The 13,850-nt window shown below is 69.8% G+C and carries 17 protein-coding genes and 1 tRNA gene; 7 read left to right on the top strand and 11 right to left on the bottom strand.

Annotated features, from left to right (window positions below):
* Positions 1–62 precede the first annotated feature (62 nt).
* Positions 63–1,034, top strand: coding sequence for a phosphotriesterase family protein (locus tag DAETH_RS01780; protein ID WP_264776239.1), 972 nt, complete (start codon positions 63–65; stop codon positions 1,032–1,034).
* 62 nt (positions 1,035–1,096) lie between these two features.
* On the opposite strand, the gene DAETH_RS01775 is transcribed toward DAETH_RS01780, so the two are convergent.
* Positions 1,097–3,547, bottom strand: a complete 2,451-nt coding sequence (locus DAETH_RS01775) for a transglycosylase domain-containing protein (RefSeq protein ID WP_264776238.1) — start codon at positions 3,545–3,547, stop codon at positions 1,097–1,099.
* 221 nt (positions 3,548–3,768) lie between these two features.
* Between DAETH_RS01775 and DAETH_RS01770 the strand changes: the two genes are divergently transcribed.
* Together DAETH_RS01770 and DAETH_RS01765 are read left to right on the top strand one after the other, a co-directional pair.
* The gene (locus DAETH_RS01770) at positions 3,769–4,125 is read left to right on the top strand and encodes a hypothetical protein (protein ID WP_264776237.1); all 357 of its coding nucleotides are present in this window, start codon (positions 3,769–3,771) and stop codon (positions 4,123–4,125) included.
* Positions 4,116–4,667, top strand: coding sequence for a GNAT family N-acetyltransferase (locus DAETH_RS01765; protein ID WP_264776236.1), 552 nt, complete (start codon positions 4,116–4,118; stop codon positions 4,665–4,667). The genes DAETH_RS01770 and DAETH_RS01765 overlap by 10 nt, the downstream gene beginning before the upstream one ends.
* A 28-nt stretch (positions 4,668–4,695) precedes the next feature.
* Here DAETH_RS01765 and DAETH_RS01760 read toward each other — a convergent pair whose 3' ends face one another.
* Positions 4,696–5,052 (bottom strand): type II toxin-antitoxin system PemK/MazF family toxin, encoded by a 357-nt coding sequence (locus tag DAETH_RS01760; protein WP_264776235.1) that lies wholly within the window; start codon positions 5,050–5,052, stop codon positions 4,696–4,698.
* Complete coding sequence (locus DAETH_RS01755) at positions 5,049–5,264, bottom strand: ribbon-helix-helix domain-containing protein (protein ID WP_264776234.1); 216 nt, start codon at positions 5,262–5,264, stop codon at positions 5,049–5,051. Before DAETH_RS01755 ends, DAETH_RS01760 begins: the two co-directional genes overlap by 4 nt.
* 104 nt (positions 5,265–5,368) lie before the next feature.
* On the opposite strand from DAETH_RS01755, the gene DAETH_RS01750 reads away from it, so the two are divergent.
* Entirely contained in the window at positions 5,369–5,899 is a 531-nt protein-coding gene (locus DAETH_RS01750; RefSeq protein ID WP_264776233.1) for an AAA family ATPase, read from the top strand.
* 57 nt (positions 5,900–5,956) lie between these two features.
* On the opposite strand, the gene DAETH_RS01745 is transcribed toward DAETH_RS01750, so the two are convergent.
* From DAETH_RS01745 to trmH, 4 genes are all read right to left on the bottom strand, one after another.
* On the bottom strand, positions 5,957–7,201 hold the full coding sequence (locus DAETH_RS01745) for a 2,3-bisphosphoglycerate-independent phosphoglycerate mutase (RefSeq protein ID WP_264776232.1): 1,245 nt from the start codon (positions 7,199–7,201) through the stop codon (positions 5,957–5,959).
* Positions 7,202–7,298: 97 nt separating this feature from the next.
* On the bottom strand, positions 7,299–8,117 hold the full coding sequence (locus DAETH_RS01740) for a TerC family protein (RefSeq protein WP_264776231.1): 819 nt from the start codon (positions 8,115–8,117) through the stop codon (positions 7,299–7,301).
* Between the two features lie 114 nt (positions 8,118–8,231).
* Complete coding sequence (locus DAETH_RS01735; RefSeq protein ID WP_264776230.1) at positions 8,232–9,026, bottom strand: TerC family protein; 795 nt, start codon at positions 9,024–9,026, stop codon at positions 8,232–8,234.
* Positions 9,027–9,194: 168 nt separating this feature from the next.
* Complete coding sequence (trmH, locus tag DAETH_RS01730; protein WP_264776229.1) at positions 9,195–9,845, bottom strand: tRNA (guanosine(18)-2'-O)-methyltransferase TrmH; 651 nt, start codon at positions 9,843–9,845, stop codon at positions 9,195–9,197.
* Positions 9,846–9,932: 87 nt separating this feature from the next.
* Here trmH and DAETH_RS01725 point away from each other — a divergent pair, with 87 nt between their 5' ends.
* Both DAETH_RS01725 and DAETH_RS01720 read left to right on the top strand, forming a co-directional pair.
* Positions 9,933–10,820, top strand: coding sequence for a peptidoglycan-binding domain-containing protein (locus DAETH_RS01725; protein WP_264776228.1), 888 nt, complete (start codon positions 9,933–9,935; stop codon positions 10,818–10,820).
* A 56-nt stretch (positions 10,821–10,876) separates the two neighbouring features.
* Positions 10,877–11,116: a hypothetical protein gene (locus DAETH_RS01720; protein WP_264776227.1), complete on the top strand. Its 240-nt coding sequence runs from the start codon at positions 10,877–10,879 to the stop codon at positions 11,114–11,116.
* Between the two features lie 62 nt (positions 11,117–11,178).
* Here DAETH_RS01720 and DAETH_RS01715 read toward each other — a convergent pair whose 3' ends face one another.
* Both DAETH_RS01715 and DAETH_RS01710 read right to left on the bottom strand, forming a co-directional pair.
* The gene (locus DAETH_RS01715) at positions 11,179–11,409 is read right to left on the bottom strand and encodes a hypothetical protein (protein ID WP_264776226.1); all 231 of its coding nucleotides are present in this window, start codon (positions 11,407–11,409) and stop codon (positions 11,179–11,181) included.
* A 57-nt stretch (positions 11,410–11,466) separates the two neighbouring features.
* Entirely contained in the window at positions 11,467–11,637 is a 171-nt protein-coding gene (locus tag DAETH_RS01710; RefSeq protein WP_264776225.1) for a hypothetical protein, read from the bottom strand.
* Between the two features lie 165 nt (positions 11,638–11,802).
* Between DAETH_RS01710 and DAETH_RS01705 the strand changes: the two genes are divergently transcribed.
* Complete coding sequence (locus DAETH_RS01705; protein ID WP_264776224.1) at positions 11,803–12,180, top strand: hypothetical protein; 378 nt, start codon at positions 11,803–11,805, stop codon at positions 12,178–12,180.
* Positions 12,181–12,266: 86 nt separating this feature from the next.
* Here the strand turns inward: DAETH_RS01705 and DAETH_RS01700 are convergent.
* Positions 12,267–12,343: transfer RNA gene (locus DAETH_RS01700), tRNA-Arg, on the bottom strand.
* An 84-nt stretch (positions 12,344–12,427) separates the two neighbouring features.
* A complete protein-coding gene (gene lpdA / locus DAETH_RS01695; RefSeq protein ID WP_264776223.1) occupies positions 12,428–13,831 on the bottom strand; it encodes a dihydrolipoyl dehydrogenase in 1,404 nt (467 codons plus the stop codon).
* Positions 13,832–13,850 lie beyond the last annotated feature (19 nt).

Here is a 13,850-nt window from a genome sequence, read left to right as displayed (position 1 = left end):
TCAACAAGTCAGACCCAGGACGGCCGACCGTTCAGCCCTCCCCTCTTTCCCCAGGAGCCCCCATGAGCGCACAGACCGTCACCGGACCTGTCGAGGCCGCCCAACTCGGCCTGACCCTGCCCCACGAACATGTGATCTTCGGCTACCCCGGCTATCAGGGAGATGTGACCCTCGGCGGCTTCGACCGCGAAGCTGTCCTCGCCGAGTGTCTGCGAGTTGCCGAGGCGGTCAAGGCTCGCGGAGTGAAGACCATCGTGGACGCCACGCCGAACGAGTGCGGGCGCGATCCCCTGTTCCTGCGCGACGTGAGCGAGCGATCCGGCCTGAACATCCTCTGCTCCAGCGGTTACTACTACGAGGGGGAGGGCGGCACCACCTACTTCAAGTTCCGCTTCTCGCTGGGCGCGGGGGTCGAGGAGGTCTACGAGATGATGCTCCGGGAGGTCACCGAGGGCATCGGGGGAACGGGCATCCGGGCGGGCGTCCTCAAGCTGGCGAGCAGCCGGGACGAGATCACCCCCTACGAGCGGGTGTTCTTCCAGGCGGCGGCCCGCGTGCAGCGCGAGACGGGCGTGCCCATCATCACCCACACGCAGGAGGGCACCCAGGGCCCGCAGCAGGCCGAACTCCTCGTGGGCGAGGGCGCCGACCCCGGCCGAATCATGATCGGCCACATGGACGGCAACACCGACCCCGACTACCACCGGGAGACGTTGCGGCACGGGGTCAACATCGCCCTCGACCGCATCGGCCTCCAGGGCATCGTGGGGATGCCGCTCGACAGCGACCGGTTGAGGGTGCTGGAGGCGCTGCTCGGCGACGGCTACGCGAACCGCATCCTCCTCTCGCACGACAGCATCTGGCACTGGCTGGGCCGCCCGCTCCCCATGCCGGAGGCGATGCTGCCCGCAGTCAAGGACTGGCACCCGACGCACCTTTTCGACGACATCCTCCCCGAGTTGGAACGCCGGGGGATCACCCGGGCGCAGATCGAGCAGATGACGGTGGGAAACCCGGCGCGCGTGTTCGGCTGAGGAAAACGGAACACCCCTCGGCAGGCTTTCCCGAGGGGTGTTCGGAGTGGCGGGCGGCGTCCTCAGTACGTGGGAGGCGCCGTCTGTGTGCCGTCCGCGCCGCCGTCGTCCTGCGGGAAGCCGTCGAACTGGCTGGACGGCTCGGAGAATTCGCTCCCGTCGCCCGGAGTGCCGCTGTCGGGAACAACCTCGGGGAGCGGCTCAGGCTCGGTGGGAGGGGTGGCGGTGAGGCCCAGGTCGATGGGCGCGGACTCCTCGGCGGGCGGGGTCTCGGGCAGGGGCTCGGGGGGCGGGGCGACCTCCGCCGTGCCGCCACCGAAGCCACCCTGGTCTCCCGTGACTGTTCCGTCGTTGGGGGCCTCGCCGACCGGCGGCTCCGTCTGGGGGAAGGCGTCGGCGGGAACCTCCGGCGCGGGCTCCTCAGGGGTCACCACCTCGGGCTGGGGCTCGGGAGCCGGGGCGGGGACCGTGTAACGGTTGCGCCTGCCGAAAAAGCCGCCTCCCCCGTTCTCGCGGCGGCTGCCGTCGTGGGCCACCTGCTCGGTGCCTTGCTCCTCCTCGCGGAAGGCCATCTCGACCTGCCGCACCACCTGGTAGGCGACGCCGCCCGGCTCGCGGAAGGGCTGCGGTGAGCGTCCGGCGAGCGTGCCCGCCACCGCCTGCTGCCAGACGGGGGTGGGAATCTCGCCGCTGTAGGCCCAGCCGGGCAGCGCGCCGCCCGCCTGCTTGCCGACCCAGACGGCGCCGGAGACCAGCGGGGTCACGCCCGCGAACCACAGGTCCTTCACGTCGTTCGTGGTGCCCGTCTTGCCGCCCACGTCCCAGCTGGGAATCTGCGCGCGGGTGGCAAGGCCGCCCTGATACTCGGTGAGGTCGTTCACCACGCCCCGGATCATGTCCAGCCCCAGCCACGCCGTCCGCGCGTCCCACACCCGCTTGCCCTGCGGCACGGGGCGGGTGTACAGGACCTGACCCCGCTCGTCCTCGGCCCGGCGCACCAGGCTGGGCCGGTAGTAGAGCCCGCCGTTAGCGAAGGGTGCATAGGCGGCGGCCATCTGGAGGGGGCTCGCCTCCAGCGTGCCGATGCTCAGGGGCAGGCCCGCATTCGCGGGCGGATCGAGGCCCAGGTCGCGCAGCTTGGCCTCGAAGGTGTTCAGCCCGATCTCCTGCGCGATGCGAACGGTAGGGAGGTTCAGGCTGTGGTCGAGGGCGTAGCGCATGGTCACGTAACGGCCCGTCCAGCGCCCGTCGTAGTTCTGCGGCTGGTAGTCGCCCTCGATGGGAGAATCGAGCACCACGTCGCTCTGCTTCCAGCCCTTCTCCAGCGCCAGGGTGTAAAGGAGCGGCTTGATCGAGCTGCCGACCTGCCGCCGCGCCTGGGTCGCGTTGTTCCAGTCGCCCGGCCGCCCGCCCGTGAGCTTCTGCCCGACGAGCGCCAGCGCCTCCCCGTTCTGCGGGTTCACGAGCGCGATGCCGAGGGTGGCGCCCTCCGGGAGCCGCGCGTTCAGGCTGGCCTGCTCGGCGCTCTGCTGGGCCTGAAGGTCCATCCCGGTGAAGACCTTGCCGCCCCCGTACAGCGCCTTGCGCCCGATCACGGGGATGAGTTCGCGCTCGACCGCCTGTAGGTAGTGGAAGCCCGTCTGCACGGGGGGCCGGGGCATGTTCTCCTGAAGCCTCCCCGGCCGCTCCAACACGGCGGAGCGCACCGTGCCGTCGTCGTTCCAGCCAATGCGCCAGCCCGCCGGGTAGATCGGCGTGCGCCACGCGAGGTTCGCCTGCCCCCGGGTGATCCGCCCGTCCTCCACCATCCGGTCGAGGAGGTTGCGCATCAGGGGCCGGTACGCCTTGAAGTCCCGGTACCGCTTGTTGGGTGCGGGCACCAGGGTCGTGAGGTACACGCTCTCGGCGAGGTTGAGGTCCGAGGCACTCTTCCTGAAGTACGCCCGCGCGGCGGTCTCGGCCCCCACGATGTCGCTGCGGCCCCCGTCGCCCCAGTAGATGACGTTGAGGTAGGCGCCCAGAATCTGCTGTTTGTTGAAGCTGCGCTCCAGTTGATAGGCGAGGACCCCCTCCTTGAACTTGCGCTCGGGCGTGCGGGCACTCCTCAGGTCGGCGAGCAGGGTGTTCTTGATGACCTGCTGGGTGATAGAGGAGCCGCCCTCCAGGTCGTTCTCGAAGATACCCTTGAACAGCCCCCGCGCGATGCCGATGTAGTCGACCCCGTGGTGCTCGTAGAAACGGCGGTCCTCGCTCGTCACGATGGCCTTCTGGAGCGTGGGGCTGATCTCGCCGAGCTGGAGCAGGTGGCGGTTCACGCTCTCGCCGCTGCCGAGCGTGGGCGTCAGCGTGCCGACGAGCTTGCCCGCGCGGTCGTACACGCGGGTCTGGCCGCTGAACTCCAGCACGTCGAGGTCGCCCACGCTCGGCAGGTCGCGCCCCCACATCCACCACAGGCCGCCCGCGCCCGCCGTTCCCAGCAGGAGCAACACGCCGAGGCCAGTGAAAAACCGCATGGCTCCCACTCTACCGGCCTTTCATGTGACCGCCCGGGGCATGGGTCACGGTGAGGGGGCAGGCAGCAGGGTCGATCATCTCGCCGCCCAGGGTAGGGGGAGGGGAAGTGCGCGTCATCCACCGGAAGCATGAGGGACGAGGGGCAAGCGGAGGTTAAAGGCCGTAGATATATCCTCTCCCCCCGCTGTCAATCCCACCGCGACAGGTCTACCCTTGGACCATGAAGTCGGCACCTGGACCTCAGACACGTTGGGAAGCGTTGCAAGACCTCCTGCGACGGGGGGGGCTGTACGGAGCCAGTCTCAGCGCGGCCTCGGCCCTCCTCGGGCTCCTGCTGATGAGGAACGGGCTGGCGAGCGTGCTCGCCGGGCTCAATTTCGCGGGCACCGCCCTGTGCTGTTTGGCTGGGGCAATGGTTCTCGGCACGTCGCGGACCACGGGGGCCGAGGCCGCCGCCCAGAACCGGCTCGGCCGCGCGGCTCCGGGCATCCAGTGGCCGCTCGCTCCCATGCTGGTCGCCCTGATCGCGGCGGGTGTGTGCTTCGGGTTGGCTTGGGTGGGGAGGCTGTGGAGTTAACTGACGACTCTTCCAGGGATGGGCGGCCCATCGTCCTGAGCACTCCCCGGCTGACCGTGACCGCCTGGGAAGACGCCGACCTGGGCGACTTCTACCGCCTGCACGCGGACCCGCTCACCATGCGCTTCTTCGTGGGCGGGCCGTACACGCGCGAGCGGGCGCGGGAGCGGCTGGGGGACTTCCTGCGCGAACAGGCGGGGCGCGGCTGGACCAAGTGGCGGGTGCAGGACCACGAGGGGCGGACCGTCGGACGCGGCGGCTTCGGCCTCACCGACGAGGGCACGCACCGCGAATTGGGCTACCTCCTCGCTCCCGAGTGCTGGGGGCGGGGGCTGGCGACCGAACTCGCCCACGCCCTGGTGGAGTGGCACTTCGCCCACCCCGACCCGGGCCTGAGTCCCGACCTGATCGCCTTCGCGCATGTCGAGAACACGGCCAGTCGCCGGGTGCTGGAGAAGCTGGGCTTTGTACAGACGGGGGAGCGGGAGTGGAGGGGCCTCCCCCACGCCTTCTCCCGTCTGGCGGCGCGGGAGTGGCGTTGAAGCGACCGCTCACCCTCCCTCCCTGCTGTTACTCCAGGGTGAGGTGGAGCCTGAGGGCGGCGTCGAGTTGGTCCAGGCGTTCGGAAGGCAGGGCGCCGAGGTGCCGCCGGACCCGGCGACGGTCGAGACTTCTGACCTGCTCGGCCTGGGCCTTGCTGTCGTGGTCCAGCCCGCTCTCCTCCCGCGCGAGGTACACCTGAAAGGAGTAGACGTGCGCGGTGTTGCTGGTCACGGGAACGACCGTCACCACCGGCGAGGTGCGGTTGGCCCGGTCGTTACTCACCACGACGGCGGGCCGGGTCTTGTTCGCCTCGCTGCTCACCGCCGGATCGAGATCGACAAGGACGAGATCGCCCCGCCGCAAGGGCTCCTCGCCCGAACTCACAGGCCGTCCCCACTCACACGGTCCCACAGCACGGCGTCCTCGCTGCCCTGCCATTCCTCGCCCGCCGCGCGGTACTCCTCCTCCAGGGCACGCTCCTGAAGCAGCTTCAAGGCCATCTGCACCACCTCGCTGCGGCTGCCGAGACGGTGGCGGCGCTGATAGTGGTCCAGAAAATCGATCTGAGGCTCGGGGAGACTCACGCTCAGCTTCACGCTTCAAAGGTAGCATCGAAAAGTAGGAAGTCGAGGTGAGCAGATTTCAGGTGCCCTCCAAAAGTGCGACGCACTGAGGGCCCATCCGGCTCTAGCTTTCGACCATGACTTCTCCCATCCTCCTCGTCGTTTCTGGCCTGCCCGCCTCCGGCAAGACGTACCTCGGCTCACGGCTGGCGCGGGAACTCGGTTGGCCGTTTGTCAGCAAGGACGAGTACAAGCAAATCCTGCACGACCACTTGCCCGACCTGACGCGCGCCCAGGCAGGGCCGCTCAGTTTCGGGATCATGTACCACATCGCGGGCGTGATCCTGGCGGCGGGCGGGAACGTGGTGCTGGAGACGCACTTCTACCGGGGACTAAGCGAGCCCAAGATCGAGACTGTAGCTCAGACGCACGGTGCGCGGATCGTCCAACTCTTCTGCGAGGCTCCCCTCCCAGAGTTGAAGCGGCGACACGCCGAACGGGTGGCGACGGGCGCCCGGCCCCACATCGATCAGCCCTTCGATCACGCCGAGCTGCCCGAAAACGCCTGCTGGTCCCCTCTGGCCCTGGACGCCCCACTGCTCCGGGTGGACACGACCACGCCCCTCGCCCTCCCCAACCTCGCCCGCTGGGTCCGGGAACAGGCGTGAGGGGGAAGGTCCCACCCGGACCCCTCCCCCTCTTTTGCTGACCGCTGAGAGCTTCCCCTACGCCCCGTACTTCTGCAACTTCAGCGCGTTCGCCATCAGGAGCGGCATGATGTCGGTGCCGCGCCGCAGGCCCAGGCTCCCCCGCCCCGCCTCCTCCTCGGTGTAGCGCGCGGCGAGGTCCTTGCGCCCGTAGTCGCTGCGGATCAGGAGGGGGACGGGGTGCCAGGAGTGGCTTTTCAGCTTGCTCGGCGTGGAGTGGTCGCCCACGATGCACAGCACGTCGGGCTTGAGCGCCAGGAGACCCGGCAGCAGTTCGTCGAACAGCTCGATCTTGTGGACCTTCTCGGCGAAGTCGCCGTCCTCGCCGGTCGAGTCGGTCTTCTTGACGTGCCAGTAGAAGAAGTCGTACTTCGCCCAGTTCTCAGTGAGGGCCGCGACCTTGCCCTCCAGCGCGTCCTCCTCGCCCTCGACGGGAACTACATCCATGCCGACGAGGCTGGCGAGGCCCCGGTACATCGGGTAGGAGGCGATGCAGGCGGCGCGCAGGCCGTAGATGTTGGCGAAGCTGGGGAAGTGCGGCACGTCGCTGTAGCCCCGGAAGAGCACCCCGTTGACCTGCGGCTCATCGCTCAAAGCCGCCTCCGCCCGCTGAACGAAGGTGTTCACGAGTTCGGCGGTCAGGCCGCTCGTCGTGTCCTGGGCGACGGCCAGCATGGGCTGCACGCCGGTCACCTGGGGGTCCACGTCGCTGATGTTCGCCCCCAGCCCCTGCCCCGCCTCGTCGAGCCCGGGCGAGCGGAAGACCACGACGAAGCGGTGCTCGCTCTCGGTGTAGATCTCGACCCGGATGCCGCCTATCTCCGGGATGGCCTCGCGCAGCTTTGAGACGACCTCGGCGTTCTTCTCGTTGCTGGGGCGCCCCGCGCGGCGGTCCTCGATCACCCGGTTGGCGCCCAGCGTGGCAAAGTTGCCGCGCACGGCCACGTCCCCGGCGCCCAGCCTCACCCCGATGCCGACCGCCGACAGCGCGCCGCGCCCCACGACGTACTTCAGCGGATCGTACCCGAAGAGGCTGAGGTGCCCGGGGCCGCTCCCCGGCGTGATCCCCGCCCCCACGAGTTCGACGAGGCCGAGTTGCGCCTCCGCCGCAAGGGCGTCGAGGTTGGGGGTCCGCGCGGAGGCGAGTTCGGTCTCGCCGCCCGGGGTCAGGGGCAGGCCGCCCACGCCGTCGAGGACGACCATCAGGATTTTGCTGTCGGTCTTTTTCGCCAGGGGACGGATGGTGTCGATCAGGTCGCTCATGGGGCCTACTGTAACCCGGACCCTAAAGACGGGTCCGGGGTGGCATAGGGAGCGAGCAAAAAGCCACCCCCGGCGGAGGTGGCCCGGGAGGCGGCGGTCAGCGGCCGTCGATGCGCCCGTCGGCGGCGTCAGTGACCATCTCGTCCATGTTGTGCACGACCCGCTCGGCCTCGACCTCGGCCTGGGTCCCCGTCATGGCGGGGCGGCGGGTGGCGAGGAAGGAGCCGATCACGGCGATGGCGGCCATGACCCCCCAGAAGAGGGGGGTGGGGAGATGCAGGGCGGGCACCGCCGGGTAGATCTCGTGGGCGGCCTCCAGCGTCTCGACGCCGAGCTTGACGGCGATCCAGCCCACCAGGGCGTAGGCCACGTTGTCGAAGGCGGGGTAACGGTTGAGGACCCGCAGGAAGATCGTGGCCGCGAAGCGCATCAGGATGAGTCCCACGATGCCGCCGATCACCACGATGGTCAGGCCCTGCTCGCGGGGCATCCCCGCCGGGATCAGCGCCACGCCCGCCAGGATCGAGTCCACCGAGAAGGCGAGGTCGGTGAGGTTGAGCAGCACGACGGTCGGCCAGAAGCCGCGCCCCCGGGCCTTCTGCTCGCCGTCCTCCCCCGAAGTTCTGTGCTTCAGGAAGTGGCTCACCGCCAGGTAGGCGAGGTACAGGGCCCCGAAGGCCCGCAGCCACCAGTATTCGAGGATGAAGGCGGCGAGGAGCACCCCCAGGATGCGCAGCACGACCGCGCCGCCGATGCCGTAGGCGAGCGCCTTGCGCTGGACGCCCACCGCGAGGTGGCGCACCATCACCGCGAGGACGAGGGCGTTGTCCGCCGACAGGAGGCCCTCCAGCAGGACGAGGGTGCCGAGAATCGCCCAGGTCTCGGCGGTCAGGGGGGGCATTTCGAGTCCGAACATCAGTATGTCAGTGTAGCCGTCCGGGCCGGGACCGGATGACCCCCGGGGGCCGCAGGTCAGGACCGGGGGAAGGGGCTCCCTCTCGCCGGAGGTGTGCCGGGACGCCAAGTAACCTCAACGTCCGTCCAGCTTGCCATCGAGGGGGTCGTTGGCCGCCCGGTCGAGTTCGCGCCGGACGGCCCGCGCGTCCGCCTCGGCGACAGCCTCGCTCACCGCCGGGCGGCGCAGCGCGAAGAGGCCGCCGAAGAGGGCGATCAGGCCCATTCCAGCCCAGAAGAGCCACGAGGGCATTGCGGCGTGCCAGGACAGGTGATACACCTCGCTCACCTGCTCGACCGTCTCGACCCCCAGCTTGAGGGCGATCCAGCCGATCAGCACGTACGCCACGTCGTCGAGCGCCGGGAAGCGGTCGAGCAGCCGCAAGAAGATGGTGCTGGCGAAGCGCACGAGCACCAGCCCCATGATCCCGCCCGCCACCACGATCCAGAAGCCGGTCGCCGTGTCGCGCATCTCGGGCTTGAGGAGCGCCACTCCCGCCAGGATGGAATCCACGGAAAAAGCCAGGTTCACGAGGTTGAGGCTGACCACCACGTTCCAGAAGCTGCCGGTGAGTTCCCTGGGGTCTCCCCCGTCGTCCGCGCCCTTCTTGAGGAAGTGGCTGACCACGAGGTAGGCGAGGTAGATGGCCCCGAACGCGCGCAGGAACCAGTATTTGATGATCAGGCTCGCCAGCAGCACGCCGAGGAGGCGCAGGACCATCGCGCCCCACATGACGTAGGTCAGGGCCTTCTGTTGAAGCGCGGCGGGCAGGGGCCGGACCATCACGGCCATCACGAGCGCGTTGTCGGCCGACAGCAGCCCCTCCAGCAGGGCGAGCGTCAGCAGGATGACCAGAATCTCCGTGTTCAAGGCAGAGCACCCCTTCGGTGGCGAGGCTCCCCGAACCCGAACGTGGAATGGAGCAGGACCGGGGGCAAACGCCCCGCAGTCTAGCCACCCGGCCCCGGAAGAATGAGACGCACGCAATGCACGCAAGGCACCCCGGTCACCCGCCGGGGAACACGGCCCTCCCCACCCTCAGCGGACGATCTGCCCCGCCTCGTCGAGCGCCGGGTAGGGCTCGCCGCGCTCGCGGTAGCCGGGGGCGAGGTCGGGGTACGCCCACTCGAAGGCGAGACGGCCCAGCTCGTCGGGCGCGAGCTGCGGCGCGTCGTACATCCCCGCCGCGAGTCGCTGCCGCTGGGCCTCGAAGAGGATGGTGGCGGCGGCCACCGAGACGTTGAGGCTCTGGACCATGCCGAACATCGGGATCACGATGTTGGCGTCGGCGAGCGTGGCGGCCTCGTCCGAGACGCCCCACTTCTCGGCCCCGAGGAGGAGACAGGTCGGCCGGGTGTAGTCGGGCTCGCGGTAGTCGAGGCTGCGCTGCGAGAGGTGGGTGGCGAGCACCTGCACGCCCCCGGCCTGCAACTCCCGCGTGGCGCTCATCGCGTCCGGGTGCCGCCGCACCTCCACCCATTTGTGCGCGCTCCCGCTCGTGGCGTCGAAGGTGGGCAGCGCCCCGCCCCCCGGGGGAACGGCGTGGGCGGTCAGCACGCCCACCGCGTCGCAGGTGCGCAGGATCGCGCTGAAGTTGTGGGGCTTGTGCACCTCGTCCATCAGGACGCTCAGCGTGGGCTGGCGTCTGCTCAGGACACGGCGAATCTTCTCGTACCGCTCGGGGGTCACCCTTGGCAGGGTAGCAGGCGAGGCACCCTGAACTCCGCCCGGGGCGGGCCTCAGCATCCGTCAGGTTGGGCGTGCTAGCACTACCCCATGAGGCTCGCCGTTCCCCTCCTCGCCGCCCTGCTGCTCTGCCCCGCCCTCGCCGCCCCGGGCGCGGGGGACGTGGAGCGGGCCACCACGCGCGTCGCTCAGGCGCTCGACGGGGTCTTGCGGGACTGCCCGGCGAGCTTCGCCGGGATCGGCACCTCCGACAAGAAGTGCGTGGGGGCGGGCGGCACCGTCGAGGCGGTGCGGGTGAAACTCGGCTCGGCCCTGGGCGCCGACCTCTACGGCGTGTGGCGCAGCCGCGACGAGCAGCGCAGCGTCTACAACTGGTTGCGCACTCCCGGCGGGTACGTCTACGTGCGCGTCCAGCCCGACCCCGACGGCCGCGCGCAGACCCTGGTGTACCTCGACCTGCCCCCGAGCAGCGGCCCCGGCACGGGGGGCGGCGCCACGGGCTCGGCCACGCCCTCCACCGCTCCCCAGGGTGGCGTCAGCGTTCGTCGTCCCACCCCGACGCCCGCCCCCGCGCCCACCACCCCGGCGAGGCCCGCGCCCCAGGCGACCCCGCAGCCCGCCACGCCCGCCGCCCCGGCCCGCACCACCCCACAGCCGGAGTCCCGGGCGGCCACCCCGGCCCCCGCTTCGTCCGCCTCGGGCAATCTCGCGCCCGTGCCCTTCCGGCGAACGCTGCAACTCCAGGCCCAGCGGCAGAGCGGCGCCGACGTGGAGGCCGTGCAAAACCGCCTGATCGCCCTCACGCGTCCCAGCGGCGGCGGGCGCGGCGACGGCTGGTACGGCCCGGTCACCGCCGCCACCGTCCGCGCCTTCCAGGGGGCCAACGGGCTGCCCGTCACGGGCCGGGTGGACGAGGCCACCTGGAAGCTCCTCTTCAGCGAGGACGCCCGGACCTTCCCCGCGAGCGCGATCCGCTGACGGTGGGGCCTCGCTCCACATTCGTCAGGTGGGGCCGCAGGGGTTACCCTGGAGGCATGGAAGAACTGCGGGGCAGGATCGTGGTGGGGGACGTGAGACACGAGGAGCAGCACTTCGTCGTGGTCGGCGGGAGCGTGACGGAGGAGGACCTGGCGGCCCTGCGCCGCGCCGCTTCCGGGGACGGGCAGGTGCTCCTGAACACCGAGTACGGCCCTTGGCCCTTCCGCATCACCCGGGCGGACCCGGCGGCGGGCTCCTTCCACCTCACCAGCCTGCCGCCGGGCTCCGTTCGGTAGCTCATGAAATAAGGAGCGACGGGCCCCGCCTGGAATGACGGGGCCCGTGCTCCTGCGGCGCCTTACTCCTGCCGGGTCTCGGTAGGGTACTTGGGTCCCTGCGCGTCATCGCCCTCGACGTGCTCGAACACGAAGTCGTCGGAGGGGTCGGCCCCCTCGACCTGGCGGGCCCCACGGCCGGGACGGGCGTTCAACTCCGCGATCTCCTGCTGGCTCAGGTCGGTGGTGTCGGAGGCAGGCACGTCCCCGCCGTCCGCGTGCTGCTTTTGCTCGTTCTGTCCTTTGCTCGTCATCGCCAACCTCCGGTGAGGGTGAAGTTCAGGCCCCGTCGTCTGGGTCAAGGGGCGTGCTCAGCCCTTGCTGCCCTTGTCTCCGCCGCTGTTCTTGCCGCCGCCGCCGGTGCCGCTCTCGCTGCCGTTGCGCCGCCCGTCGCCGCTCTTCTCGTCGGCGCTTCCCTTGTTGGCCCCGGGGTTGCGGCTGTGGTCACGGTCGCCCTGATTGTAATTGTCCTTGTGGCTCATGTCGGCATGCTGCGCTCCCGCGACGTGCGGCGGGTGAGCGGGGCATCAAGGTCGGGACCGGGAGAGGCGGGAGATACGCACTGGCCCGGCCCGGTACCCTGACCAGGGAGGTGCGGTATGGAGAAAGAAACACCCGCGAGACGGTTTTCACCGCCCGGCGGAAGGATGAAGAGCCTGCTCCTTCTCCCGGCGCTGCTCCTGGCGTCGTGCGCGCCCCGGTTCCAGACCCCGGTGACCTACCTCGCCTCGCAGACGGAGGTGCTGTCGGCGGTGGCCCAGACCCTGGAGACGGACACGGATACGAGGGCGCCGGGCGGTTGGAACATCGTGCAGCGCGACGAGGGGTACCTGAAGGCAGAGGCCCGCCGGGCACGGGTGTCCCCGTCGGGCCCGAACGCGGGCATCCGGGAGAGCATCACGGTCATGGTGGCCGTCGCCGGGGACAACTCCATCGCCACCGTGGCGATCAGCACGAGCCCGGCGGCGGAGTACATGCGGCGAAAACTCACGGGGGCCCTGGACGCAAGGTTCAAACGGCATTGACGCCGCGCCCGCCCGATCTGCCACAGGTCTGCCGGATGGAGCCCAAAAAGAAACGGACGCGGTGGCGAAAACCGCGTCCCCTCGGGTGGTGCACTCGACTGGAATCGAACCAGTGGCCTAGGGCTTAGGAGTCCCCCGCTCTATCCTACTGAGCTACGAGTGCGGGGCACCCGGGAGTATAGCAGGGAGGGGGGGTTCGGGGACAGACGAGGACGCCCCGGGAAGACGTGCGGACAGATACGGCCCCTCAGCGGTTCATGATGTGGATGGCCTGCTTGTGGACCGCCTCGGCAGCCTCCAGCACCGTCTCGCCCAGGGTGGGGTGGGCGTGGATCGTGAGGGCGACGTCGGTGGCGGTCGCCCCCATCTCCAGCGCGAGACTCGCCTCCCCGAGCATGTCGCTGCCGTGCGCGGCGACGATGTGGACGCCGAGGAGCAGGTCGGTGTCGTGGTCCACGACCATCTTCACGAAACCGTCGGTCTGCTGGAGGGTCATCGCGCGGCCCGAGGCGCTCAGGGGAAAGACACCCGTGCGGACGTCGTAGCCCTTGTCGCGGGCCTCCTGCTCGGTCAGGCCCACCCAGGCGAGTTCGGGGCTGGTGTACACGACGCCGGGGATGGCGACGGCGTCCTGCGCGGCGGGCTTTCCGGCGATCACCTCGGCGGCCACCACGCCCTCCTTCATCGCCTTGTGGGCGAGCATGGGGTTTCCCGCCACGTCCCCGATGGCGAAGATGTGGGGCACGTTCGTGCGCTGCTGCTCGTCGGCGGGGATGAAGCCGCGCTCGTTTTGCGCCACATCCGTGACCTCCAGGTTCAGCCCGTCGAGGCGCGGGCGGCGGCCCACGGCGACGAGCACCCGGTCGAAGACCTCGGTGCGCTTCTCGCCCGTCTTCACGTTCTCGATCTCGACGTGGACGCCGTCGTCCTTTTTCACGGCGCTGTTCGCCTTCGTCTCGGTCTCGAACTCGATGCCCTGTTTTTTCATCGACTTGCCGAACTCCTTCACCGCGTCGGCGTCCGCGCCGGGGATGATCGTCGGCAGGAACTCGATGATCTTCACCTTCGAGCCGAGATTGTTGTAGATGTGCGAGAACTCGAAGGAGATCACACCGCCGCCCACGCACAACATCCGGGCGGGGATGGGGTCGGGAACGTTCAGCGCTCCCGTCGAGTCCACGATGTACTGCTGGTCCACGTCCAGGCCGCGAATCTTGGCGGGCTCGCTCCCCGTGGCGATGATGACGTTCGCCGCCGTGTAGGTCTTGTCGCCGACCTTGACGGTATGCGCGTCCACGAAGCTCGCCTGCCCGACGAGGTGGGTCACCTTGTTCGCCCGGAAGAGGCCCGCCACGCCGCCCGTGAGCTTCTTGACGATGCCGTCCTTCCAGCCGTTGAGCTTCGCCACGTCGAGCTTCTGCTCGCCGAAGGTCAGGCCGAAGTCGGAGGCGTGGCGGGCGGCGGCGACCTGCTCGCCCGCGTGGAGCAGCGCCTTGGTGGGGATGCAGCCGATGTTCAGGCACACGCCGCCCACCGCCTCGCGCTCGGCACACGCCGCCCTGAGGCCGAGCTGCGCGGCCCGGATCGCCGCGTGGTAGCCGCCGGGGCCCGCGCCGATCACGAGCACGTCGAAATCGTAAGAGTTCGTCATGCGGGCAGTCTAAAGCGAG

The organism is Deinococcus aetherius (assembly GCF_025997855.1).
Lineage (GTDB): Bacteria > Deinococcota > Deinococci > Deinococcales > Deinococcaceae > Deinococcus > Deinococcus aetherius.
This window is presented reverse-complemented; position numbering and strand designations above follow the sequence as displayed.